The following is a 24,621-nucleotide window of genomic DNA, read 5'->3' as shown; positions in this document are numbered from 1 at the left end:
CCTGGGCGGTCCTTCCCCGAGCGCGCGGGCCGCCGTGGACGAACGCCGGTCAGGTGCCGCTGGTTCGTACCGCCGTGACAGCCACCGTGGTGTAGGGCATGGTGACGCTGCCCCCCGACGCGTCGACAGCGACCCCGACCCCGTCCAGCACCTCCGCCAGCCTCTCCGGCGGGAGCCGGGTGAGCAGGCCCTGGGTGGGCAGCAGGTCGAGCAACTCGTCGCGGGTGTAGGACTGTTCCCAGTCGAATCGCCACTGCTCGGGTTCGCCGAACCCGCCCACCGCGCGGATCCCGTCGGCGGCCCTGGTCGCCAGCGGCTGGTACGCGTCCAAGCCCTGCTTGTCCGGTGGGAAGGTGAACGGCGAGTCGGGTACCACCCGCTGGTAGGCCGCGGCGAGGGCCTGCGCCACATCGGGTGGGAGCTGGAACACGTGCCAGAACGGCGCGAGGAGGCCACCGGGCCGCAGCACCCGGGCGGCCTTGGCCGCGCCGGCGACCGGGTCGACCCAGTGCCAGGCCGTTCCGGCGATGACCGCGTCGAACGTCCGACCGGCGGCGTCCCAGGCTTCGAACGTCGCCACCTCGGCCTCGACCCCGCCGCGTCGGGCGAAGTCGGCCATCCGCGCGTCGGGCTCGACCCCGAGCACCGCGCAACCGGCCGCCTGGAACTGCCGGGCCTCGATACCGGTGCCGCAGCCGACGTTCAGGACCTCGGGCCCGGGACTGGCGGCGACGATCCGCCGCACCAGCGCGCTGGGGTAGCGGGGCCGGGCCCGGTCGTAGCGTGCCGCGTCGACGCCGAACGACTCCGCTATCTCTCGGGCCTGATGCGCCTCGAGCCGGGAGGACCGGGAATGCTCCGGAGGTAAAGTGGGCATGCGCCCACCTTAAGTGGGCGTGTGCCCACTTTGTCAACCAGATGCCAGACCATCGATGGAGGAACGCACAGTGCCGACCGGGGTGGCCATCCGCGACGCCCGTGAGCAGTTGTTCGACGCCGCCGAACGCGTCCTGCTCCAGCACGGACCCAGCGGGCTGACCAGCCGCGCGGTCACCACGGAGGCGGGGGTCGCCAAGGGGGTCCTGCACCGCCACTTCGCCGATTTCGACGCCTTCCTCGTCGAGTTCGTGCTGGATCGGATGGCCCGGATCGACACCCAGGCCGCCGCCCTGCAGGAGGCCGTCGGCACGGGCACCGTCGTCGACAACCTCACCGGGATACTGACGGAGCTGTTCGGGGCGGTCACCCTGGCGATCATTCGCCTCGTCCTCGCCCGGGACGAGTTGCTCACCCGGTTGCGCCAGGCCAGGCCGGCCCGCATGCCGATCCTGTCGGACGCCACGGCCATGATCACGTCCTACCTCGTCACCGAGCGCGAACTGGGCCGGATCGCCGTCGACGCCGACATCGAGACCCTCGCACCCATGCTCGTCGGCACGGGACACCTCCTTTTCGCCGACCAGGAGGGCGCCCCGCCGGGCACCGGAGTCCACAAGGTCGTGACCACCGTCATCGGGGACGTCGAGCACGAGGGTCCTGAACGACGCCTCGGCGCGATTCCTCCGAGCACCGGGGCTGTCCTTTCTGCGGGCACCTGACTCCCTGTCGTGGGCATTCCGGTTTACCCGCGGCGGAGCCACCCAACGACGAGCGCTTGCAGCGATTGAAACCCGGCCGCCCCGGTCCGGCCTGGCCATCCGCCCGAGCGGGCCGGGCACTGCGCGGTTGCCGGACAAACTATCTACTCCCTCGAACGGATCATGCGTGACTCACCCGAGGACGAGCCCACGATCATCGAGGTCCTGTGCGCCTTCATCCGCACCAACGCCCCCACCCCGGCCAAGGCCGCCAAGCCGTCGGAGATCCCAGCGGCGCCTGAGGACGTACGCGCGGCGGTCACCGTCCTGGGCCGGCGGCCACACCCCGAACAGGACCAGAACCGCCGCCTCGACTTCACCGGCACTCAACTGTCCCTATCCGGGATTTCCTTGTCCCGCGCGAACCTGAGCGGCGCGGCACTGGTCGAGGCGCACCTGGTCAGTGCGAACCTGAGCGGCGCGGACCTGAGCCGCGCGCTCCTGTCCCGCGCGGACCTGAGCTGGACGGACCTACGGGGCGCGAACCTGCGCGGCGCGAACCTGAACGACGCGCGCCTGGACCACGCGCGCCTGGACGGTGCGGACCTGAACAGGACGGACCTGATCGCCGTAGACCTGCGCAAGGTACGGGGTCTGACCAGTGAGGCCCTACGCCCCCTTCTCGCACTGGGAAGTGTCACACCTGTCGATTAGAATGTATGTACTAATCGAAGTCCTGACCTGGGAGGACGCCCGTGACCACGCCCGCCTCCGCCCCACCCACCCCCTACGCCACCCTGCTCGGCTTCACCCGCTACGTCGACCGCACCGGCCCGACCAAGGCCACCTTCGTCGGGGGCCTGCGCAAGCAGCGAACCAGCCGCTCCGGCTTCAACCCGCACGGCCAGTTCGTCAAGGCACTCAAGGCCGACATCGCCTTCCACACCGGCGGCACCCACCTCGACCAGGTGGCCGACGCGGTCAAGCCCCGCTGGCGCCCGCTCTACGAGGCCCTCGTCCCCGGCGCGCGGGCCTGGCTGCACTCCCTCGGCGAGCCGAGGGCCGTCGACCTCGCCCAGACCCGCGACGCGCTCGCCATGCTCGGCGACCTGCCCGTCAAGATCAACCCCCAGTTCGGCGTACGCCATGCCGACGGTCGCACCGAGGCCGTCCGCCTGCACTTCGACGAGGCCCCGCCCAGCCCGGAGGCAGTGCTCGCCACCCTGCACCTGATGGCCCGGCACATGGACGCGGTGCTCCCGCACGCCGAGCCGGTCCTGGTGGACGTCCGCCGGGGCGAGGCCCACCACATGCCCGCCGACGCCCGGCCCGAGCAGATCGAGCGCTGGCTGGCCGGCGAGGCGGCCGCCTTCCAGGCGATCTGGGCCACGGCCGCCTGACCCGTCCACCACCACCCGCCCTCCCGACGGGCCCCCGGGCCACGACACGCGCCACCTTCCGGAGCCGGCCACACCGCCCGGAGGGTGGCGCGTTCGCCGTTCCGGCGGTCCACCGCGCCCGGGCGGCGACCCCCGAGGCCACCTTCTCCGGGCACGACCGCGCAGCTCGGACGGCGATCGGCGGGCGCGGCGACAATCACTTTCCACGTCAACCATTGAGCCTTCAACCATCTGCCGGTACGGTGGTCCCCAGGCGGCACCCGACAGGCCCGGCGGACCGAGATCCGGGCCGCGCGGTGTCCCGTCCGCCGGTCGCGTCGCGGCCGCCCGCGACACGGCGCGCGTCGACCCGACCGGCCGTTCGGCAGTCCACCCAGCATGAGGAGCAGAACCATGACCCTGCCCACCACCGTCCGTGACGTCGCGATGCTGCTCGCCCGGATCGGCGTCGGCATCGTCTTCTTCGCCCACGGCTGGCAGAAGCTGGTCACCAACGGCGTCGACGGGACCGCCGCCTTCTTCGACCAGGCCGGCGTACCCCTGCCGACCATGTCCGCGTGGTTCGCCACGGGCGTCGAGCTGCTCGGCGGCGCGGCGCTGATCCTCGGCGCGGTCGTCCCGATCGCCGGTGTCCTGCTCGCGCTGGACATGCTCGGCGCGTTCATCTTCGTGCACGCCGGCAACGGCCTCTTCGTGGACAAGGGCGGCTACGAGCTGGTCCTCGTCCTCGGCGCGGCGAGCCTGCTGCTGGCGGCGGTCGGTGCCGGCCGGCTCAGCGTCGACCACCTGCTGACCGGCCGCCACCGGGCCGCCGAACCGGCCCCCGCCGGCCGGGCCTGACCCGCACAACGCAGTGGTGGCCGCACCGGGGACGGTGCGGCCACCACTGGCGGTTTGCCCGGCGAGCCCGGGCGGACGTCGGTCAGGCGGTGAGGTACTTCTCCAGGTCGTCGAGGATCCGGCTGGCGGCGCCGACGCCGATGCCGGTCATCCAGATCTGGTCGGAGACGACGTGCGCCTTGCCCGCCTTGACCGCCGGCAGGGCCTTCCACAGCGTCCCGCCGGTCACCTTGGCCTGCTCGGCGGCGGCCTTCTCGCCGTACGCGGTCACGAAGATGACGTCACCGTCGACCTCGCCGATGCGCTCCGGGCTCACCCGGTCCATCCGCCGGTCCTCCTTGCCGGTCAGCAGCTGCCGCTCGGGGCGGCCCAGGCCGGTGTCGCCGATCACGATGCCGGAGAACGAGTCCGGCCCGTACACCCGGATCTCGGTCGGCATGAAGCGGACGATGGACACCTTGCGGTCGGCGGCGTTGCCCAGCTTGGCGCCGAACTCCTTGGCCCGGGTCTCGTACGCGGCGAGCAGGTCCTTGGCCTGCTGCTCCTTGCCGAGCGCCTTGCCGTCGAGGAGGAAGTTCTCCTTCCACGTGGTGCCGACCTTCTCGGTGAACACGGTCGGCGCGATGGCCTTCAGCTCGTCGTAGAACTTCTCCTGGCGGAACTTGCTGCCCAGGATCAGGTCCGGCTTGAGGGCGTTGATGGCCTCCAGGTCGGGCTCGGTGAGCACCCCGACCTCCTTGATGCCGGCGAGCTTCTCCTCGCCGAAGTAGGTCGGCCAGCTCTTCGCCTCACCGGCGGTGGCGGCGCCGACCGGTGTGACGCCGAGGGACAGCGCGGTGTCGATCTTGTCGGTGTCGAGCACGACGACCCGCTTCGGGTCGACCGGCACCTTGGTGGTGCCCATGACGTGGGTGATCTCCCGGGTCTCCCCGGTGGTGGTGCTGGCGACCGGGTCGCTCTCACCGCAGGCGGTGAGGCCGACGCCGAGGGCCAGCGCCGCGGTGAGGGCGGCGGCGAGACGACGCATCAGATTCCTTTCGAGGGGTACGAGCCGGTGCGCGGGGTGAGCGCGTCCTCGGCCGGGGGGCGGGCTGCCGGGGCCGGCGGTCCCGCCGGAGCTGAGCCGACCAGGTCGGCCGCGTCGGACGGCCGGGTCAGCGAGGGAGTGGTGAGCGCGGGCACCACGAGGGGCGCCCCGGTCACCGGGCAGGGCACGACCACGCAGTCGAGCCCGAAGACGTCCCGGACCAGGTCGGCGGTGAGGATCTCCCGGGGCGGCCCGGCGGCCACCACGGCGCCGGACCGCATCGCGACCAGGTGGTCGGCGTACCGGGCGGCCTGGTTGAGGTCGTGCAGCACGGCCACCACCGTCCGGCCCCGCTCGGCGCGCAGCCGGTGCAGCAGGTCCAGCACCTCCACCTGGTGGGCGAGGTCGAGGAAGGTGGTCGGCTCGTCGAGCAGCAGCGCCTCGGTGTCCTGGGCGAGGGTCATGGCGATCCAGACGCGCTGCCGCTGACCGCCGGAGAGGGTGTCCACGGGCCGGCCGGCCAGCCCGGCCACGTCGGCGAGCGCCATGGCCCGGTCGACGGCGGCGCTGTCCTCCTCCGACCACTGCCGCCACCACCGCTGGTACGGCTGCCGGCCCCGGCCGACCAGGTCGGCGACGGTGACCCCCTCCGGCACCAGTGGGCTCTGCGGCAGCACGCCGAGCCGGCGGGCGACGTCGCGGGTCGGCAGGTCCCGGATGGCGGCCCCGTCGAGCAGCACCGCGCCCCGCCGGGGCGTGAGCAGCCGGGCCATGGTGCGCAGCAGGGTGGACTTGCCGCAGGCGTTGGGCCCGACGATCACGGTGAACGCGTCGGCGGGCAGGTCCAGGTCGAGCCCGTCCAGCACCGTCCGCTCGTCGTAGCCGGCGACCAGGTCGCGGGTGGAGAGCATCACGCCTCCTTGCCAGGGTGGGACATCACGAGGGCCGCCGACGGCCGCGGACCAGCAGGAAGATCAGGTACGGGCCGCCGATGGCGGCGGTCAGCACCCCTGCGGGCAGTTGGGTGGGGGCGAAGAGCCGCCGGCCGGCCAGGTCGGCCAACACCAGCAGCAGCGCCCCGAGCAGGGCGGCGCAGACCAGCGGCGGGCGCTCCGCGCGGACCAGCCGCCGGGCCAGTTGCGGGGCCACCAGGGCGACGAAGTCGACCGCGCCCACCTGGGCGGTGACCATCGCGGCGGCCAGCACCCCGGTGCTGGCGAGACCGATCCGGCGGGCCGTCGGGCGCAGGCCGATCCCCCGTGCCGTGTCGTCGTCCAGCGCGGTGCTGTTCAGCGCCCAGCCGGCCCACGCCAGCACGGGCAGGAGCGCGACCAGGGTGGCCGCGATCCAGAGGGCCTCGGTCCAGCCCTTGCCGGCGAGCGTGCCGATCAGCCAGATCTGCGCGCGCAGCCCGTCGATCGGGTCGGCGGTCAGCATGACCACCTCGATCAGGGCGCGCAGCGCGAAGGCGACCGCCACGCCGGCGAGCACGAAACGCTGGGCGGCCAGCCCGTGCCGGGCGCCGAGGACGAACAGCAGCGCGGCGGCGACCAGGCCGCCGGCCAGCGCCGCCGGCGCCACGATCGCCGCGGCGGCCCCACTGGTCAGGGCCACCGTGGCGGCGAGGCCGGCGCCCTGGGTGATGCCGACGACGTCCGGGCTGGCGAGCGGGTTGCGGGCCACGCTCTGGATCAGCGTGCCGGCGACCCCGAAGGCCGCGCCGGCCACCGCGGCCAGCACCAGCCGGGGCAGCCGCAGGTCGAAGACCACCAGGTCGTACGGGGTGCCGGCGCCGGAGAGGGCGCGCAGCACGTCGACCGGGGCGACGTACGGGGTGCCGAGGGAGAGGCTGAGCACCCCGGCGCCCAGCAGCAGCACGACCAGCGTGGCGGCGACGAGCACCGAGCGGCGGCGGATCTGCACGCTGACCGGGCCGACCCGCACCAGCGAGCGCCCGGGCAGGGCGACGACGCCGGCGCGGGGGCGGCCCGTCGGGCGGTCGGCCGGCTTCCGGTCGGCGGGGCGGGCGGGGGCGGTCACGCCGTCACCACCTTCGCGCGGGGAACGAGCGGGGCGGGCGGCAGGGCGCCGACCAGGGCGGAGCCGATCACGCCGTCACCACCTTCGCGCGCCGGACCAGCCAGGCCAGCAGCGGGGCGCCGATGAGGGCGGTGACGATGCCCGCCGGCACCTCCCCGGGCGGGGAGACCAGCCGGCCGACGACGTCGGCGCCGAGCAGCAGCGTGGGCCCGAGCAGCGCGGAGACCGCCAGGGTCCAGCGGTGGTCGGCGCCGACCAGGGCGCGGGCCAGGTGCGGCACGGCGAGCCCGACGAAGGCGATCGGCCCGGCGGCGGCGACGGCCGCCCCGGTGAGGAGCACGGCGGCGGCGCCGCCGCCGAGGCGGACCAGCCCGATCCGGTGGCCGAGGCCCCGGGCCACGTCGTCGCCGAGGGCGAGGGCGTCCAGGCCGCGGGCGACGAGGGCGGCCAGCACCAGCCCGGCGAGCACGAACGGCAGCACCTGGGCGGCCACGGAAAGGTCCCGGCCGGTGAGCCCGCCGACCACCCAGAACCGGTAGTCCTCGAACGTGCGGGCGTCGATGCTGAGCAGCGCGTACACCACGGAGGCGAGACTGGCGTCGAGGGCCGCGCCGACCAGCGCGAGGGTGACCGGGCTGGCGCCCTCGCGGGCGCGGGTGGCGACGGCGAAGACCAGCAGGCCGGCGAGGAGCGCGCCGCCGATGCCGAACCAGACGTAGCCGGCGAGGGTGCCGACGCCGAAGACGGAGATGGCGAGCACCACGCCGAACGAGGCGCCGGCGCTGATCCCGAGGATGCGCGGCTCCGCGAGCGGGTTGCGGGTCAGCGCCTGGAAGAGCACCCCCGCGACGGCGAGCGCCAGCCCGACGGCGAGGCCGAGGGCGGTGCGCGGCATCCGCAGTTCCCGGACGATGGTGGTGGCCTCGCCGCCGTCCGGGGCGACCAGGGCGCGCCACACCTCGTCGACGGCGAGCGACCGGCTGCCGAGCGCGAAGCTCGCCAGCACGGCCAGCAGCAGCGCCAGCGCGGCGGCGACGGCGACCGCTGCCCGGCGGCCGCCATGCGCGCGGGGCCGGGTGCCGGCCGGGGCCGGTGGGGTGGCGAGGGTGGTCACGAGTCTCCCGCAAGCTGTGCTTAGGTTCGCCTTACCTTAGCCCACCCGGTTAGGGCCGCCTAACCAGCGGTGGTCGATCCGCCGCGCCGCCGCCCGGCGGCACGTCCCGGCCCTACGCTGGAGGGATGCGATTCGACCAGCACACGGTGGTGCTCCTGGTGCGCCCGCCGGACGCCCCGGAGCTGCCGCTGGACGTGGCCGACCGGTTGCAGGACGCCCACCTGGCCCACCAGGCGGGGCTGGTGGACCAGGGTCTCGTCCTGGCGGCGGGGCCCTTCGTGGAGGCCGACGACGACCGGCTGCGCGGCTTCGTCGTGCTCTCGATCAGCCCCGAGGAGGCCCGCGAGCTGTACCACAACGACCCGGCCGTGCGGGCCGGGCGGCTGGCCGTGCAGGTGATGAGCTGGATGGTCCCGGAGGGCAACGTGCGGTTCGAGAGCGTGCCCGTCCCCCGGTCGATGCTGGAGGCGGCGGCCGGCGACTGAGCCGTCAGTCCCCGGCGCCCGTGCGGGCCGCCGGCAGCGACGGGCCGTCGAGCTGGTGGTCGGCCCAGACGTACGTCTCGGGCAGCAGCTCGGCGACCGGCACCACGCGCAGCGCGTCCATCGGCCCGACGATGACCCGGATGGTGGGGAAGTAGTCGCGCAGCACCTGCCGGCAGCGCCCGCAGGGCGGGATCACCCCGCGCCCCCGGTCGCCCACCGCGACGATCGTCTCCAGCTCGGTGACGCCCTGGGTGGCGGCGGCGCCGACCGCGACCACCTCCGCGCAGGGGCCGCCGGTGAAGTGGTAGACGTTCACCCCGGTGAAGACCCGGCCGTCGGTGGTCCGCGCGGCGGCGGCGACCGTGTGGTTCTCGCTGCGGCAGCGCAGCTTGGCGACCGCCGTGGCGGCCTGCACCAGGGCCCGGTCGGTGTCCCGCATCGTCATCGCGCATCCCCGTGGTTCGACGTCGGTCGGCGGTCAACTCTAGACCCGTCGGCGCCCGCCCGCGGGCGGGCGCGCGCGGGCGGACCGGTAACCCGGGGGCGGTCCGGCCGCCGGCTGCCTATCCTTGGCGACGACATGCAGAATCCAGCCGCACCCGCCGCGACCGACCCCGCCCGCGAGCTGCACCGCCGCCTCCGTCCCCTGATGTTCCGCGACCAGCGTCGCCTGCAACGGCGGCTGGACGGGGTGCGCAGGCTCAGGGACCCGCAGCGGCGCGACGAAGCGCTCGCCGAGATCGCCGCCGACGTCGCGCGGGCCGAGGCGCGGCTGGAGAGCCGGCGCGGCGCCGTGCCGGTGGTCACCTACCCGGCGCAGCTGCCGGTGAGCGAGCGCAAGGACGACATCGCCGCCGCGATCCGCGACCACCAGGTGGTGATCGTGGCCGGCGAGACCGGCTCCGGCAAGACCACCCAGCTGCCCAAGATCTGCCTGGAGCTGGGACGCGGGATCAACGGGCTGATCGGGCACACCCAGCCGCGCCGGCTGGCCGCGCGTACGGTGGCGGACCGGATCGCCGAGGAGCTCGGCACCGAGCTGGGCGACGTGGTCGGCTACAAGGTGCGCTTCACCGACCAGGTGAGCGACCGGAGCCTGGTCAAGCTGATGACCGACGGCATCCTGCTCGCCGAGTTGCAGACCGACCGGATGCTGCGCCAGTACGACACCCTGATCATCGACGAGGCGCACGAGCGCAGCCTCAACATCGACTTCATCCTCGGCTACCTCCGGCAGCTCCTCCCCCGCCGCCCCGACCTGAAGGTGATCATCACCTCGGCGACCATCGAGACCGAGCGGTTCGCCCGGCACTTCGCCGGGCCGCCCACCGACGACGCGCCGGACGGCGTCCCGGCGCCGGTGGTCGAGGTGTCCGGGCGCACGTACCCGGTCGAGGTGCGCTACCGGCCGCTGGTCGAGGTCGCCGAGGGCGAGGACGACGGGGACGACGAGGAGAACGTCCGGGACCAGATCCAGGCCATCGGCGACGCCGTCGAGGAACTCGCCGCCGAGGGGCCCGGCGACGTCCTGGTCTTCCTCAGCGGCGAGCGGGAGATCCGGGACACCGCCGACGCGCTGGGCAAGCTGGTGGAGAAGAAGCCGGCGCTGCGCGGCACCGAGATCCTGCCGCTCTACGCCCGGCTCTCCACCGCCGAGCAGCACCGGGTCTTCGCCCCGCACGCCGGACGCCGGGTGGTGCTCGCGACCAACGTCGCGGAGACCTCGCTCACCGTGCCCGGCATCAAGTACGTGGTGGACCCGGGCACGGCCCGCATCTCCCGCTACAGCAGCCGCCTCAAGGTGCAGCGGCTGCCGATCGAGCCGGTCTCGCAGGCGTCGGCCAACCAGCGCAAGGGGCGCTGCGGGCGCACCTCGGACGGCATCTGCGTCCGCCTCTACGACGAGCAGGACTTCCTGTCCCGCCCCGAGTTCACCGACCCCGAGATCCTGCGCACCAACCTCGCCTCGGTCATCCTCCAGATGACCTCGATCGGGCTCGGCGACATCGCCGCGTTCCCGTTCATCGACCCGCCGGACCGACGCAACATCGCCGACGGCGTCAACCTGCTGCACGAGCTGGGCGCGCTGGACCCGGCCGAGGCCGACCCGGCGAAGCGGCTCACCCCGCTCGGCCGGCGGCTCGCCCAGCTCCCCGTCGACCCGCGGCTGGCCCGGATGGTCGTCGAGGGTGAGCGCAACGGCTGCGCCACCGAGGTGATGGTGATCGCCGCCGCGCTGTCGATCCAGGATCCCCGCGAACGGCCCGCGGACCGGCAGGCCCAGGCCGACCAGGCGCACGCCCGGTTCACCGACCGCGAGTCGGACTTCGTGACGCTGCTCAACCTGTGGCGGCACCTGCGCGAGCAGCAGCGCGAGCTGTCCTCCAGCGCGTTCCGCCGGATGTGCAAGGCGGAGTTCCTCAACTACCTGCGGGTACGCGAATGGCAGGACATCGTCAGCCAGTTGCGCCAGGTGCTGCGTACGCCCGAGGAAGGGCGACCGGCGCGCGACGCCGACGGCGGCGGCCGGCGCCGGGGCGGCGCGGACCTGCCGGAGGAGATCGACACCCCCAGGGTGCACCAGTCGCTGCTCGCCGGCCTGCTGTCGCACATCGGGCTCAAGGACGCCCAGAAGCACGAGTACCTGGGCGCGCGGGGCGCCAAGTTCGCGCTCTTCCCCGGCTCGGCGCTGTTCAAGAAGCCGCCGCGTTGGGTGATGGCCGCCGAGCTGGTGGAGACCTCCCGGCTCTGGGGCCGGGTGAACGGCCGGGTCGAGCCGGAGTGGGTCGAGCCCCTCGCCCAGCACCTGGTCAAGCGCAGCTACAGCGAGCCGCACTGGGAGAAGAAGCAGGCGGCCGTGATGGCGTACGAGAAGGTGACGCTCTACGGCGTCCCGCTGGTCACCTCGCGCAAGGTCAACTTCGGCCGGATCGACCCGGCGCTGTCCCGCGAGCTGTTCATCCGGCACGCCCTGGTGGAGGGCGACTGGCAGACCCACCACCACTTCTGGCGGGACAACCAGCGGCTGCTGGCGGAGATCGAGGAGCTGGAGAACCGGGCCCGCCGCCGCGACATCCTCGTCGACGACCAGACCGTCTTCGACTTCTACGACGCCCGCGTCCCGGCGGACGTGGTCTCCGGGCGGCACTTCGACGCCTGGTGGAAGAAGACCCGCCGCGAGCAGCCGGACCTGCTCACCTTCACCCGGGAGCTGCTGGTCAACGCCGGCCGCGGCGGGGTGGACGAGGCCGACTACCCCGACGAGTGGTCGGCCGACGGGGTGACCCTGCCGCTGACCTACCGGTTCGAGCCGGGCACCGCGACCGACGGCGTGACCGTCGACATCCCGCTGCCGCTGCTCAACCAGGTGCCGGCGGAGAGCTTCGACTGGCAGGTCCCCGGGCTGCGCGAGGAACTGGTGGTCGCGCTGATCCGCTCGCTGCCCAAGGCGGTGCGCCGCAACTTCGTGCCGGTGCCGGACTACGCCCGCGCGGCGCTCGCCGCGATGCCGGCCGGCGAGGAGCCGCTGCTGGACGCGCTGACCCGGCAGTTGCGCCGGATGACCGGCGTCACCGTGCCCCGCGACGCCTGGGACCTCGACCGGCTCCCCGCGCACCTGCGGGTGAGCTTCCGGGTGCTCGACGAGGAGAACAAGCCGGTCGCCGAGGGCAAGGACCTGCCGGCCCTGCAACGCCAGCTCAAGGCGGAGGTACGCCAGGTGGTGGCCGCCGCCGCGCCGGACGTGGCCCGCACCGGGCTGACCGACTGGGGCATCGGCACGCTGCCGCGCACCATCGAGCAGGTCCGGGCCGGGTACGCGGTGACGGCGTACCCGGCGCTGGTGGACGAGGGCACCACGGTCGGGGTGAAGGTGTTCGACTCGCCGGCCGAGCAGGAGGCCGCGCACTGGGCGGGCACCCGGCGGCTGCTCCGGCTGACCGTGCCGTCGCCGGCGAGGTTCCTCCAGGGGCGGCTGAGCAACGAGGCGAAGCTGGCCCTGAGCCGCAACCCGCACGGGGGTGTGCAGCAGCTCATCGAGGATGCCGCCGGGGCGGCGATCGACAAGCTGATCGGCGACGCCGGCGGGCCGGCCTGGGACGCCGAGGGCTTCGCCGCCCTGCGCGAGAAGGTCCGCGCCGACCTGGTGGACACCGTGGTCGAGGTGATGGACCGGGTGCGCCGGGTGCTGGCCGCCGCGCACGCGGTGGAGCAGCGGCTCGGCAAGACCCAGAACCTGGCCGTGGTGGCGGCGCTGGCCGACATCCGGGCCCAGCTCACCGGCCTGGTGCACGCCGGCTTCGTCACCGAGACCGGGTACGCGCGCCTGCCCGACCTGCTGCGCTACCTCACGGCGATCGAGCGGCGGCTGGACCGGCTGCCCGGCAACCCGCAGCGCGACAAGCAGCAGCAGGACCGGATCGCGGTGGTGCAGAAGGAGTACCGGGACATGCTCGCCGCGCTGCCGCCGAGCCGCCGGCAGTCGGTGGCGGTCCGGCAGATCCGCTGGATGATCGAGGAGCTGCGGGTGAACGTATTCGCCCAGGCCCTGGGCACCCCGTACCCGGTGTCGGAGCAGCGGATCTACCGCGCGATGGACGACGCCGAGGGCAGGTAGTCCCGGTGCGGCCCGGGCGACGCCGGTGTTCGTCTCCACGACGGCCGGGTGAGCCCGGCAGCGCGCCGACGCGGGCGGGCCGCCGGGCGCGGCTGAGCCGGGCGGGTCAGCGCGCCGATGCGGACGCGCCGCGCAGCACCCGCAGCAGCACCGGCGGGGAGAGCAGCCGCGCCGGCGGGTCGACGAGGTTGAGCACCCGCAGGAACGCCGCGCCCAGCGCCGCGTCCCGGGTCGCCGCGGCGTGCAGCCGGCCGACGTACGCGTTGACCAGGCGCACCCGCGGCGAACGCCGACCGGGCACCTCGGGGAAGCGCAGGTCGGTGCCGACCGCGATGGACCACGGCCCGTCGATCAGGCGACCCGCGTCCCGGAAGAAGCTCCGGGCGAGCCGGTCCGGCCGCCGCCGGACCAGCCGGCGCAGCAACAGCGCCTCCAGCGCGGCCACGGTCATGCCCTGCCCGTAGACCGGGTTGAAGCTGCACAACGCGTCGGCCACCACGAGGTAGCCGGCCGGGAAGCGGCGCAGCCGCTCGTAGCGGCGCCGCACGCTGGCCGGGTACCGCATCGTCACCGGCGGGCTCGCCGGCCGCGCGGTACGCAGCAGCTCGGCGATCTGCGGGGCGGCGAGGCGGTCGGCGAAGGCGGCCATCCCCTCGTCGTCGGCCGGCGGCTCCTCGCCGAGCATGCCGCTGAGCGCCACCGCGAACCGGTCCTGTTCCTGCACGGCGACGATGCCGCCCCGCGGCTGGCCGGGCACGGCGTTGGTGAGCGCGCCGAGCAGCCCCTCCAGGTGGTGCGGCTCGCGGCGGTAGGTGCGGGTGACGTAGGTGACCCCGATCCGTACCCGGTCCTCGGGCGCCGGCCGGTAGCCCAGCTCGGCCAGCCACACGGGGCTGCGGCTGCCCCGGCCGCCGGCGTCCACCACCAGGTCGGCCTCGGCGGTGTGCGGCTCCCCGTCGCGGGGGCGCAGCCGCACGCCGGTGACCCGGCGCCGGTCGGCGGTGGTGGTGAGCCCCTCCGCCTCGCAGCCCGACACGATCCGGACCCCGGGCAGGGCGGCGACCCGCCGCCGGACCACCTGTTCCAGCAGCGGCCGGCTGACCCCGAAGCCGAGCAGCGGCGACGGCGCGCGTCGCATCCGGTGGCCGTCGTTGTACCAGTGGACCTGCTCGTGCAGGTCGACCGTGGGCACGCCGTTCGCGGTCAGCTCGGCGGTGATGCCGGGCAGCAGTTCCTCGAACGCCTGCCGGCCCCGGGCCAGCAGGACGTGCAACTGCCGCCCCTGCGGCACGCCCCGGCGGCTGTCCGCCCGCTCGGGCAGCACGTCGCGGTCGACGAGGGTGACCCGGTCGTACGCCTCGGTGAGTGCGCGGGCGACCAGCAGGCCGCCCATGCTGGCGCCGATCACCACGGCGCTGCCGGTTGCCATGCGGGCAGCGTAGGTCGACCGCCGGCCGGGATTCGCCTTCCGCCTTGCGCACCCGGGGTCGTCTTGCCGACGGGTTGTCCGCGGGTCAGAGCGGCTCGACGCCGGGCGGCAGGTCGCCGTTGGCGGTGGCGTCGCGGACGTACTCCAGCAGTATCCGGCGCAGCTCCCGGCCGGCGTGGGTGGGCACCACGTCGCGGCGCCGGGCGACCGCGATGGTCCGCCGGACGCCCGGCGGGGCCAGCCGGGTGACCCGGACGCCGGCCCGGCGGGCCACCACGATCCCGGGCACCAGCGCGATGCCCAGCCCGGCCTCGACGAAGCTCAGCACGGCGTCCATCTCGCCGCCGTCGACCGCGATCGTGGGCTCGAAGCCGGCCTCCCGGCAGGCCTGGATGGTGGCGTCGCGCAGGTCGTAGCCCTCCCGGAACATCACCATCGGCTGGTCGCGCAGGTCGCCGACGCGCAGCTGGCCGGCGCCGGGGGCGACCGGCAGTTCCTCCACCGAGGCGACCACCAGGCTCTCCCGCAGGATCGGGTCCGCGCGCAGCCCGGGATCGGTGCCCTGCGCCGGCATGATGATCAGCGCCAGGTCGAGGTCGCCGCGGAGCAGGTCGCGGACCAGGTCCTGCGAGCCGCTCTCCTCCACCCGCAGGTCGACGGTGGGGTGGGCGTCGCGGAACCGGCGCAGCACCGGCGGGGCGAGCGAGGTGGCCAGGCTGGGGGTGGCGCCGAGCCGGACCCGGCCGCGCCGCAGGCCGACCAGCTCCTGCACCTCGCGGGTCGCCGTGTCCACGTCGGCGAGGATCCGCTTGGCCAGCGGAAGCAGCACCTCCCCCGCCGCGGTCAGCGCGATGTTGCCCCTTACCCGCTCGAAGAGGGGGGCGCCGAGGGCGTCCTCCAGGGCGTGAATTTGCTTACTCAAGGAGGGTTGCGTGATGCCCACCAGATCGGCAGCTTGGGTGAAATGTCGGACTTCGGCGACCGCGACGAAGTACTTCAGCTGATGGAGCTGCATCTACATAGCCTATAGCTATCAAGACTGCGAGGTCGATGCATTGGACGACTGATCCATGTGCTCCTAGCGTCGATCGGGTGGTAGTCACGAGAACTCGGTCGCCCATCCGCTCCAATGTCGGCCTCAAGGCCGTCATGGCGGTGACGGGCATCATCCTGGTGCTGTTCCTCATCCTGCACATGCTCGGCAACCTGAAGGTGTTCACGGGGGAGACCTCGTTCGACCACTACGCGCACTGGCTGCGCGACATCGGCAAGCCGATGCTGCCGGGCGTCTGGTTCCTCTGGATCCAGCGCGGCGCGCTGACCGTCGCCGTCGTGGCGCACATCGCCGCCGCCACCGCCCTGGCCCGACGCTCCCGCGCCGCCCGCCCCGTCCGGTACGCGCACCGCCCGAAGGTCCAGGGCAGCTACGCGGCCCGCACCATGCGCTGGGGCGGGGTGATCATCCTGCTCTTCGTGATCTACCACCTGCTGGACCTGACCACCGGTCACCTGAACCCGGTCGGCGACCCGACGAAGCCGTACGCCAACGTCGTCGCCGACTTCGCGCCGGAGCGCTGGTACGTCACGCTCTTCTACACCCTGGCGATCGTCGCGCTGGGCTTCCACCTGCGGCACGGGGCGTTCAGCGCGTTCCGCAGCCTGGGGCAGCAGACCCCGAAGGGCGAGCGCCGGGCGCGCAACGCCGCGCTGGTCTTCGCCGTCGCGCTCTGCGCCGGCTTCCTGGTGGTCCCGTTCGCCGTACTCACCGGATTGGTGTCCTGACATGGATCTCTACACCGAGGGCGACCCGATCGCCGACACCAAGGCACCCGAGGGCCCGATCGAGACCCGCTGGGACCGCCGCCGCTTCGAGGCCAAGCTGGTCAACCCGGCCAACCGCCGGAAGATGACCGTGATCGTGGTCGGCACCGGCCTGGCCGGCGGCTCGGCCGCCGCCACGCTCGCCGAGCAGGGCTACCGGGTCAAGTCCTACTGCTACCAGGACAGCCCGCGCCGGGCGCACTCCATCGCCGCGCAGGGCGGCATCAACGCCGCCAAGAACTACCGCAACGACGGCGACTCCGTGCACCGGCTCTTCTACGACACCGTCAAGGGCGGCGACTTCCGGTCCCGGGAGTCGAACGTGCACCGGCTGGCCGAGGTCTCGGTCAACATCATCGACCAGTGCGTCGCCCAGGGCGTCCCGTTCGCCCGCGAGTACGGCGGCCTGCTGGACACCCGCTCCTTCGGCGGCGCGCAGGTGCAGCGCACCTTCTACGCCCGGGGCCAGACGGGTCAGCAGCTGCTGCTCGGGGCGTACCAGGCGTTGGAGCGGCAGATCGGCCTCGGCAACGTCGAGATGAACGCCCGGCACGAGATGCTGGAGCTGATCGTCGTCGACGGCAAGGCCCGGGGCATCGTCGTCCGGGACATGGTCACCGGCGAGATCACCACGGAGTTCGCGGACGCGGTCGTACTCGCCTCCGGTGGCTACGGCAACGTCTTCTACCTCTCCACCAACGCCAAGGGCTGCAACGTCACCGCCACCTGGCGGGCGCACCGCAAGGGCGCGTACTTCGCCAACCCCTGCTACACGCAGATCCACCCGACCTGCATCCCGGTCTCCGGCGACCACCAGTCGAAGCTGACCCTGATGAGCGAGTCGCTGCGCAACGACGGCCGGGTCTGGGTGCCCAAGGCCAAGGGCGACACCCGCAGCCCGAAGGACATCCCCGAGGACGAGCGGGACTACTACCTGGAGCGGATCTACCCCTCCTTCGGCAACCTGGTCCCCCGGGACATCGCCTCCCGCGCCGCCAAGAACGTCTGCGACGAGGGACGCGGCGTCGGCCAGACGGGGCTCGGCGTCTACCTGGACTTCGCCGACGCGATCAACCGGCTCGGCCGCAAGGCCATCGAGGCCAAGTACGGCAACCTCTTCGAGATGTACGAGCGGATCACCGGCGAGGACCCGTACGAGGTCCCGATGCGGATCTACCCCGCCGTGCACTACACGATGGGCGGCCTCTGGGTCGACTACGACCTCCAGTCGACCATCCCGGGCCTGTTCGTGGTCGGCGAGGCGAACTTCTCCGACCACGGCGCGAACCGGCTCGGCGCCTCGGCGCTGATGCAGGGCCTGGCCGACGGCTACTTCGTGCTGCCGAACACCATCGCCAACTACCTGGCGGCCGGGCCGTTCGACAAGGTCGACGCCAGCCACCCGGCGGCCGTGCAGGCGCGCGCCGACGTCGAGGACCGCATCCAGCGGCTGCTGGCGGTCGACGGCGACCGGACCGTCGACTCGTTCCACCGCGAGCTGGGCCAGATCATGTGGGAGCACTGCGGCATGGAGCGCAGCGCGACCGGGCTGCGCAAGGCGATCGACGAGATCCGCGCCCTGCGCGACCAGTTCTGGCAGCGGGTCCGGGTGCCGGGCAACGGCGAGGGGCTCAACCAGTCGCTGGAGAAGGCCGGCCGGGTGGCCGACTTCTTCGAGCTGGCCGAGCTGATGTGCATCGACGCCCTGCACCGCGAGGAGTCCTGCGGCGGCCACTTCCGGGCCGAGCACCAGACGCCCGACGGCGAGGCGGAACGCGACGACGAGCGGTTCGCGTACGTCGCGGCCTGGGAGTTCACCGCCACCGGCGAGCCCTCGGTGCTGCACAAGGAAGACCTGAAGTTCGAATACGTCCACCCCACGCAGCGGAGCTACAAGTGAACCTGACCCTGCGCATCTGGCGCCAGTCCGGCCCCGAGGACAAGGGTCGGATGGTGACCTACAAGGTCGACGACGTCTCCCCGGACATGTCGTTCCTGGAGATGCTCGACGTGCTCAACGAGCGGCTGATCCTCGCCGGCGAGGAGCCGGTGGCGTTCGACCACGACTGCCGCGAGGGCATCTGCGGCATGTGCGGCCTGATGATCAACGGCAACGCGCACGGGCCGCAGCGCGGCACCACCGCCTGCCAGCTGCACATGCGGCAGTTCTCCGACGGCGACACGATCGACATCGAGCCGTGGCGGGCCCGGGCGTTCCCGGTCATCAAGGACCTGGTGGTCAACCGGGGCGCGTTCGACAAGATCATCGCGGCCGGCGGCTACATCACCGCGCCGACCGGCAGCGCCCCCGAGGCGCACTCCACCCCGGTCGCCAAGGCCAACGCCGACGCCGCCTTCGAGGCGGCCGAGTGCATCGGCTGCGGCGCCTGCGTGGCCGCCTGCCCCAACGGCTCCGGCATGCTCTTCACCGCCGCCAAGATCACCCAGCTCTCGCTGCTGCCGCAGGGGCAGCCGGAGCGCTACACCCGGGTGATCGGCATGGTCGACGCGCACGACGAGGCCGGCTTCGGCGGCTGCACCAACGCCGGTGAGTGCACCGTGGTCTGCCCGAAGGGCATCCCGCTGAACACGATCGGCCGACTCAACCGCGACTACCTGATGGCCACCTCGAAGCGGGGCGACAACACCCCCGGCGCCTGACCCTTCCGGCAGCACGCCGACGGCGGGCCGTCGCACCCCTGCGGGTGCGGCGGCCCGCCCGCTTTCCGGCACTCGCCCGCCCGGTCACCCCTCGCGGCCCGTCGGCCCGCCTCGCAGCCCGGTCGGGTCGGCCCGCCTCGCAGCCCGGTCGGGTCGGCCCGCCTCGCAGCCCGGTCGGGTCGGCCCGCCTCGCAGCCCCGTCCTGTCGGCCCGCTGGTCCGGCGTGGCGGTCGCCGAGCGCCCAGGCCCCTCGCCGACGGAAAGACGCTCGTCGAGCGCCTTCAGCGCCCGGCCGGCTCCATCGCGCCGGCTCGCTCGGGTGGGCGGCCTCGCCGGCCCTGTCGAGCTGCCCCGCCCATAGGGGACCCCTACCGGGCGACATCGCCGGCCCTGTCGAGCTGCCCCGTCCACCGTCCCGGTTCAAGCCGGCGTGGGCGGGTAGCAGTCCACCGGAGGACGCGAGAGGGGACATCGGGACATGAAGGCACTGACCTGGCAGGGCAAGCGGGACGTACGGGTCGAGGAGGTGCCGGATCCACGGATCGAGGAGCCGACCGATGCGATCGTGCGGATCACCTCGACCGCCATCTGCGGCTCCGACCTGCACCTCTACGAGGTGCTCGGGCCGTACCTCAAGCCCGGCGACGTCCTCGGCCACGAGCCGATGGGCATCGTCGAGGAGGTCGGCCCGGGGGTGACCCGGCTCAAGCCGGGCGACCGGGTGGTGGTGCCGTTCAACATCTCCTGCGGCACCTGCTGGATGTGCCAGCGGCAGCTCTACGCCCAGTGCGAGACCACCCAGGTGACGTCCGAGGGCAAGGGCGCCGCGCTGTTCGGCTACACCTCGCTCTACGGCTCGGTGCCCGGCGGGCAGGCGGAGTACCTGCGGGTGCCGCACGCCCAGTTCGGCCCGATCAAGGTGCCGGAGACCGGGCCCGACGAGCGGTGGCTCTACCTGTCCGACATCCTGCCGACGGCGTGGCAGGCGGTGAAGTACGCGGACACCCCGCGCGGCGGCACCCTCGCCGTCTTCGGGCTCGGCCCGGTCGGCCAGCTCTGCGCGCGCGTCGGCCGGCACCTCGGCGCCGACCGGGTGATCGGGCTGGACCTGGTTCCGGAGCGGCTGGCGATGGCGCGCCGGCACGGCATCGAGGTGCTCGACGTCAGCGAGCTGGATGGCGTGCCCGGTGCGCTGATCGACCTGGTGGACGGGCGCGGCCCCGACGCGGTGATCGACGCCGTCGGCATGGAGGCGCACTGTGCTCCCCTCGGCAAGCTCGCCCAGACCGCCGCCGGGCTGCTACCCGACAAACTCGCCCAGACCATGATCGACAAGGTCGGCGTCGACCGGCTCGTCGTGCTCAAGGCGGCGCTCAAGGCGGTCCGGCGCGGTGGCACCGTCTCCGTCTCCGGCGTGTACGGCGGCGAGGTGGACCCGATGCCGCTGATGGAGATGTTCGACCGGGGCATCCAGGTGCGGATGGGCCAGTGCCACGTGCGTCGGTGGACCGACGAGATCATCCCGCTGCTCTCCGACGACGACCCGCTGGGCGTGGCGGACCTGCGCACCCACCGGGTGTCGCTGGCGCGGGCGCCGCAGGCGTACGAGATGTTCCAGAAGAAGCGGGACGGCTGCGTCAAGGTCGTGCTCGCGCCGTGAGCCGGACGGTGGTCGTCACCGGCGCGACCAGCGGCATCGGCCGGGTGAGCGCGTCGTGGGATCACCGGCGTCGATCGTTTCGCCTAGGGTGGTGGGCCGGAGAGCACGGCCGACCACCACGACGGGAGAGACGATTGACCATCCGGGTGAACCGCAGGACCGCGCTGGGACTCGGCACGGTGGCCACCGCCGGGACGGTGCTCGGCGCCGCCGCGCCGGCGTCCGCCGCCCCCGAGGTCACCGAACCGGCTCCGGCCACACCCCGGCAGGCCGCCCGTCGGGTCGCCGCGAGTTACGCGCGGGAGACCGACCGCGCCGGCGGCAACTGGCAGGCGTACGTCAGCGTCGCCGACCCGGCCGGCGAGCCGGCGGTGGCGGTGGCCGACGAGCCGGACCGGCGGATCGAGGCGTACAGCGTCAACAAGATCGCGGTGGCGACAGCGGTGCTGGACAAGGTCGACCGTGGGCTGCTGACGCTCGACCAGCGGGTCGAGGTCACCGCCGCGATCGTGGTGCCCGGCGGGGACGGCATGTTCAGCCTGGACGGCGCCTACCCCAGCTCGGTGACGCTCGGCCACGCGCTGGCCAACCTGTTGACCGTCTCCGACGACACGGCGGTGCGGCTGTGCGGCCTGGTCTGCCCCGCCGCCGAACTCAACCAGATCCTGCGGGACAAGGGCTTCCCGAACACGCAGGTGCAGCCGGTGGCCAACCCGAACCGGTTCTTCCTCGGCACCAGCACCCCCCGGGAGACCCACGACCTGCTGCGCGCCCTGGTGGGCGGCACCCTGCTCTCGCCGGCCGCCACGGCCTTCGTGCTGCGGCTGCTGCGGGCCCCCGTCGCGTACACCGACGGGGTCCGGCGCGTCATGTCCTCGGCCGAGCGGGCCCGGATCGCCACCAAGGCCGGCTGGTTCGCCGACGCCCGGCACGAGGCCGGGGTGATCTTCGACGCGGCCGGCGCGCCCCTGCTGACGTACGCCCTCTTCGCCGACGGGCAGGCCGGCGCCGACGACTACGGCGCCACCCATCCCGCCGTCGAGGCCCGGGCCCGGATGGGCCGGCGTTTCCTCGCCGCGGTCGACCGCCTCACCGGCGCCGGCGCCACCCACCGCCCGGCCGTGCAGCGGCCCAGCAACGGCGGCTGAGCCGCCGCGCGGCGCGGGTGGCCCCGGCGGGCGTGCGGCGGGGGCCACCCTGACCGCCCGCAGACCCGCCGGGGACCCGGCTACCGTGTACGACGGGACACGGCGGAGGGACGGCGATGGGCGCACCAGCGGAACGCGCGGGACTCGACCGGGCGCTGGGGCGCCAGCTACGCGGGGCGGCCGGGCTGGCCGCGCTGGCCGGGCTGGCGTGGGTGGCCCGGGACGTGCCGGCGGCGCTCGGCGGCCGGCTCACCGGCGCGCGGGCGGAGCGGGCGGCGCGCTCGCCGCAGTTCCGCGACGGCACCTTCCACAACCCCGGTGGCGCCCGCTCGATGCCCGGCGCGCCCGACCGGGGCCTGATCCGTGAGTTGATCTTCGGCAAGCAGAAGCGCCGCCCGAGCGCCCCCGTGCCGCTGCTGCGCCCGAGTGCCGCCCCGGCCACCGACGTCGCGCGCGAGCTGAACGTCGTCTGGTACGGCCACGCCTCCGCGCTGATCGAGATCGAGGGCCACAAGGTGCTGATCGACCCGGTGTGGAGCGAGCGGTGCTCGCCGTCGGCCCTGGTCGGCCCCCGGCGTCTGCACGAGATGCCGGTACGCCTCGACGAACTGCCCCCGGTCGACGCGATCCTGATCTCGCACGACCACTACGACCACCTCGACATGGCGACCGTCCGGGCGCTGACCGACCTCCAGTCGGCGCCGTTCCTGGTGCCGCTCGGGGTGGGCGCGCACCTGGACCGCTGGGGCGTCCCGGCGGCGCGGATCGTCGAGCTGGACTGGTCCGAGAGCCACCGGGTGGCCGGGCTGGAGATCACCGCCACCGCCGCCCAGCACTTCTCCGGCCGGGGGCTGCGCCGCGACGGCACGCTGTGGGGCTCCTGGGTGGTGGCCGGCGCGCACCGGAAGGTCTTCTACACCGGCGATTCCGGCTACTTCGACGGCTACGCGGCGATCGGCGCGGAGCACGGGCCGTTCGACGTCACGCTGATGCAGATCGGCGCGTACGACCGGGCCTGGCCGAGCATCCACATGTTCCCCGAGGAGGCCGTCGCCGCCCACCTCGACCTGCGCGGCGGGCTGCTCCTCCCCGTGCACTGGGCGACGTTCAACCTCGCCCTGCACGACTGGTCGGAGCCGGTGGACCGGATCTGGGCCGAGGCGAAGGCCCGCGACGTGCGGCTCGCCGTGCCCCGCCCCGGCGAGCGGGTGGTGGTGGACGACCCGCCGGCCGTCGACGGCTGGTGGCAGGCCGTCGCCTGACCGTTCTCAGAGGACGAACGCGTCGGTCCAGAGCGCGCCGGAGCGGCCCGACAGGGAGTCCAGCATGGCGACCGCCTGGCCGTCGGTGAGCTGGGCGACGAAGTCGACGATCGCCCGGCCGCGGGCCTTGCCGAGCCGGTCCGGCGTACGCGGGTGCAGCTCCGCCTCGGCCAGTTCCACCAGGTCGTGCAGGCGGCGTGGCAGCCGGGACTCCTCCTCGGGGTCGAGCAGCCAGTCCAGCAGCGCCTCCACCAGGGTGCCCAGCAGCCGGGCCTGCCCGCGCTGGTGCAGGGCCAGGTCGGGCCGGGCCAGCACGAACCGGTGGTGGACGAACTTGAGCACCTGCACCTCGTGCCACTGCGCGGGGGCGAGCAGCACGTGGCCGGAGCGGACCGAGGGCTGCTCGACGACCGTGATCGCGTCGACGAACCGGGTGGTCCAGCGGGCGGAGAAGCGCGCCACGTACTGCTCCGCCTCGATGGAGCCGTCGAAGGGCATCGCCAGCAGCCCCTCCACCAACTCCTCGCGGACGTGCTCGACGGCGGCGGCGAACGCCTCGTCGTCGGCGATCCAGGCGTCCTTGCGGTGCAGTTGCCGGCGCAGCCGCTCGATCGCCGAGCCGGGCCGGCGGGCCGCGGCGGTCAGGGCCGCGTCGGTGATGGCCCGGAAGTGCCCGCTCTCGCGCTGCCAGGCCATCAGCTCGGCGGAGACCGCGCCCTGCTGGAGCACCCCGACGCGGTAGAAGTCCTCCACGTCGTGGATCGCGTACGCGATGTCGTCCGCCGTGTCCATCACCGACGCCTCGACGGTCTGCTGCCAGTCCGGTATCCGGCCGACGAACGGCTCCCGGGCCTGCCGCAGGTCGTCGACCTCCGTCCGGTACGCGCCGAACTTCGAGGAGCCGCTGCCGGGGTCGTCGGGCGGCGGGGTGGCGCCGCGCGGCGGCGGGTCCAGCAGCCGGGGGTGCGGGTCCGGGTGGTCCAGGCGCGTCCACGGGTACTTCAACATGGCCGCCCGCACCGCCGCCGTGAGGTCCAGGCCGGTGGTCGCCGCGCCGCGGATCTCGGTGCTGGTGACGATCCGGTACGACTGGGCGTTGCCCTCGAAGCCGTCGGTGAGCCCGAGCCGCTGCCGGGCCAGCCGGTCCAGCACCCGCTCCCCCAGGTGCCCGAACGGCGGGTGGCCGAGGTCGTGCGCGAGGGCGGCGGCCTCCACCACGTCCGGGTCGCAGCCGCCCAGCTTCTCCAGCAGGTCGCGGTGCTCGCCGTCGGCCGTGAGCCGCTCGGCGATCGCGCGCGCCACCTGGGCGACCTTGAGGCTGTGGGTCAGCCGGTTGTGCACCAGCAGGCCGGAGCCGCCGGGGCTGACCACCTGGGTCACACCGTTCAGCCGGGCGAAGAACGGCGAGGCCACGATCCGGTCCCGGTCGGCCCGGAACGGGCTGGCGGCGAGGTCACCGAGGGCCCGGGCGCTGCCGCCGAAGAGCCGCCGGGCCCGCGGGTCCGCGGGAGGTTCCATGATCGCCACGCTAGCGCAGGGCGG

21 protein-coding genes are annotated in these 24,621 nt (G+C 73.8%); 12 read left to right on the top strand and 9 right to left on the bottom strand.

The window, feature by feature from the left end; translation table 11 throughout:
• Positions 1–49: 49 nt before the first annotated feature.
• The gene (locus tag ACGF5C_RS20175; protein ID WP_393303663.1) at positions 50–877 is read right to left on the bottom strand and encodes a class I SAM-dependent methyltransferase; all 828 of its coding nucleotides are present in this window, start codon (positions 875–877) and stop codon (positions 50–52) included.
• Between the two features lie 55 nt (positions 878–932).
• Here ACGF5C_RS20175 and ACGF5C_RS20170 point away from each other — a divergent pair, with 55 nt between their 5' ends.
• The 4 genes from ACGF5C_RS20170 (at position 933) to ACGF5C_RS20155 (ending at position 3,817) form a co-directional block, all read left to right on the top strand.
• Positions 933–1,598, top strand: coding sequence for a TetR/AcrR family transcriptional regulator (locus ACGF5C_RS20170; protein ID WP_393303661.1), 666 nt, complete (start codon positions 933–935; stop codon positions 1,596–1,598).
• A gap of 162 nt (positions 1,599–1,760) precedes the next feature.
• The gene (locus ACGF5C_RS20165; RefSeq protein ID WP_393303659.1) at positions 1,761–2,291 is read left to right on the top strand and encodes a pentapeptide repeat-containing protein; all 531 of its coding nucleotides are present in this window, start codon (positions 1,761–1,763) and stop codon (positions 2,289–2,291) included.
• Between the two features lie 41 nt (positions 2,292–2,332).
• Positions 2,333–2,977, top strand: a complete 645-nt coding sequence (locus ACGF5C_RS20160; protein ID WP_393303657.1) for a hypothetical protein — start codon at positions 2,333–2,335, stop codon at positions 2,975–2,977.
• Between the two features lie 393 nt (positions 2,978–3,370).
• On the top strand, positions 3,371–3,817 hold the full coding sequence (locus tag ACGF5C_RS20155; RefSeq protein ID WP_393303656.1) for a DoxX family protein: 447 nt from the start codon (positions 3,371–3,373) through the stop codon (positions 3,815–3,817).
• An 82-nt stretch (positions 3,818–3,899) separates the two neighbouring features.
• On the opposite strand, the gene ACGF5C_RS20150 is transcribed toward ACGF5C_RS20155, so the two are convergent.
• The 4 genes from ACGF5C_RS20150 to ACGF5C_RS20135 all read right to left on the bottom strand — a co-directional run bounded on the left by ACGF5C_RS20150 (position 3,900) and on the right by ACGF5C_RS20135 (position 7,998).
• On the bottom strand, positions 3,900–4,844 hold the full coding sequence (locus ACGF5C_RS20150) for an ABC transporter substrate-binding protein (protein WP_393303654.1): 945 nt from the start codon (positions 4,842–4,844) through the stop codon (positions 3,900–3,902).
• A complete protein-coding gene (locus ACGF5C_RS20145) occupies positions 4,844–5,755 on the bottom strand; it encodes an ABC transporter ATP-binding protein (protein ID WP_393303652.1) in 912 nt (303 codons plus the stop codon). Before ACGF5C_RS20145 ends, ACGF5C_RS20150 begins: the two co-directional genes overlap by 1 nt.
• Before the next feature lie 25 nt (positions 5,756–5,780).
• The gene (locus ACGF5C_RS20140) at positions 5,781–6,884 is read right to left on the bottom strand and encodes a FecCD family ABC transporter permease (protein WP_393303650.1); all 1,104 of its coding nucleotides are present in this window, start codon (positions 6,882–6,884) and stop codon (positions 5,781–5,783) included.
• Positions 6,885–6,951: 67 nt separating this feature from the next.
• Positions 6,952–7,998 (bottom strand): FecCD family ABC transporter permease, encoded by a 1,047-nt coding sequence (locus ACGF5C_RS20135; RefSeq protein WP_393303648.1) that lies wholly within the window; start codon positions 7,996–7,998, stop codon positions 6,952–6,954.
• Between the two features lie 125 nt (positions 7,999–8,123).
• Here ACGF5C_RS20135 and ACGF5C_RS20130 point away from each other — a divergent pair, with 125 nt between their 5' ends.
• Complete coding sequence (locus ACGF5C_RS20130; RefSeq protein WP_393303646.1) at positions 8,124–8,483, top strand: YciI family protein; 360 nt, start codon at positions 8,124–8,126, stop codon at positions 8,481–8,483.
• A 4-nt stretch (positions 8,484–8,487) separates the two neighbouring features.
• On the opposite strand, the gene ACGF5C_RS20125 is transcribed toward ACGF5C_RS20130, so the two are convergent.
• Positions 8,488–8,928, bottom strand: a complete 441-nt coding sequence (locus tag ACGF5C_RS20125) for a cytidine deaminase family protein (protein WP_393303644.1) — start codon at positions 8,926–8,928, stop codon at positions 8,488–8,490.
• A 135-nt stretch (positions 8,929–9,063) separates the two neighbouring features.
• Here ACGF5C_RS20125 and hrpA point away from each other — a divergent pair, with 135 nt between their 5' ends.
• On the top strand, positions 9,064–13,098 hold the full coding sequence (gene hrpA, locus ACGF5C_RS20120; protein ID WP_393303642.1) for an ATP-dependent RNA helicase HrpA: 4,035 nt from the start codon (positions 9,064–9,066) through the stop codon (positions 13,096–13,098).
• 106 nt (positions 13,099–13,204) lie between these two features.
• Here the strand turns inward: hrpA and ACGF5C_RS20115 are convergent, their stop codons facing one another.
• Positions 13,205–14,527, bottom strand: a complete 1,323-nt coding sequence (locus tag ACGF5C_RS20115) for an FAD-dependent oxidoreductase (protein ID WP_393303640.1) — start codon at positions 14,525–14,527, stop codon at positions 13,205–13,207.
• An 85-nt stretch (positions 14,528–14,612) separates the two neighbouring features.
• Positions 14,613–15,542, bottom strand: coding sequence for a LysR family transcriptional regulator (locus tag ACGF5C_RS20110; protein WP_393303638.1), 930 nt, complete (start codon positions 15,540–15,542; stop codon positions 14,613–14,615).
• 77 nt (positions 15,543–15,619) lie between these two features.
• Here ACGF5C_RS20110 and ACGF5C_RS20105 point away from each other — a divergent pair, with 77 nt between their 5' ends.
• The 6 genes from ACGF5C_RS20105 to ACGF5C_RS20080 all read left to right on the top strand — a co-directional run bounded on the left by ACGF5C_RS20105 (position 15,620) and on the right by ACGF5C_RS20080 (position 23,079).
• The gene (locus ACGF5C_RS20105) at positions 15,620–16,309 is read left to right on the top strand and encodes a succinate dehydrogenase cytochrome b subunit (RefSeq protein ID WP_393303636.1); all 690 of its coding nucleotides are present in this window, start codon (positions 15,620–15,622) and stop codon (positions 16,307–16,309) included.
• A 1-nt stretch (position 16,310) separates the two neighbouring features.
• Positions 16,311–18,248: a fumarate reductase/succinate dehydrogenase flavoprotein subunit gene (locus ACGF5C_RS20100; protein WP_357697572.1), complete on the top strand. Its 1,938-nt coding sequence runs from the start codon at positions 16,311–16,313 to the stop codon at positions 18,246–18,248.
• Positions 18,245–19,009 (top strand): succinate dehydrogenase/fumarate reductase iron-sulfur subunit, encoded by a 765-nt coding sequence (locus ACGF5C_RS20095; protein WP_350706426.1) that lies wholly within the window; start codon positions 18,245–18,247, stop codon positions 19,007–19,009. The genes ACGF5C_RS20100 and ACGF5C_RS20095 overlap by 4 nt, the downstream gene beginning before the upstream one ends.
• Before the next feature lie 478 nt (positions 19,010–19,487).
• Positions 19,488–20,669 carry a zinc-dependent alcohol dehydrogenase gene (locus ACGF5C_RS20090; RefSeq protein WP_393303634.1) on the top strand — a complete coding sequence of 394 codons (1,182 nt, stop codon included), beginning with the start codon at positions 19,488–19,490 and terminating at the stop codon, positions 20,667–20,669.
• A 134-nt stretch (positions 20,670–20,803) separates the two neighbouring features.
• Complete coding sequence (locus ACGF5C_RS20085) at positions 20,804–21,817, top strand: serine hydrolase (RefSeq protein ID WP_393267460.1); 1,014 nt, start codon at positions 20,804–20,806, stop codon at positions 21,815–21,817.
• 116 nt (positions 21,818–21,933) lie between these two features.
• Positions 21,934–23,079, top strand: a complete 1,146-nt coding sequence (locus tag ACGF5C_RS20080) for an MBL fold metallo-hydrolase (RefSeq protein ID WP_393303632.1) — start codon at positions 21,934–21,936, stop codon at positions 23,077–23,079.
• 6 nt (positions 23,080–23,085) lie between these two features.
• Here ACGF5C_RS20080 and ACGF5C_RS20075 read toward each other — a convergent pair whose 3' ends face one another.
• Positions 23,086–24,597, bottom strand: coding sequence for a dGTP triphosphohydrolase (locus tag ACGF5C_RS20075; protein WP_350706438.1), 1,512 nt, complete (start codon positions 24,595–24,597; stop codon positions 23,086–23,088).
• Between the last annotated feature and the right edge of the window lie 24 nt (positions 24,598–24,621).

The sequence above is a fragment of the Micromonospora sp. NPDC047620 genome, assembly GCF_043205005.1.
GTDB lineage: Bacteria > Actinomycetota > Actinomycetes > Mycobacteriales > Micromonosporaceae > Micromonospora.
The sequence above is the reverse complement of the archived record's forward strand: the minus strand, read 5'-3'. Positions and strand labels throughout refer to the sequence as shown.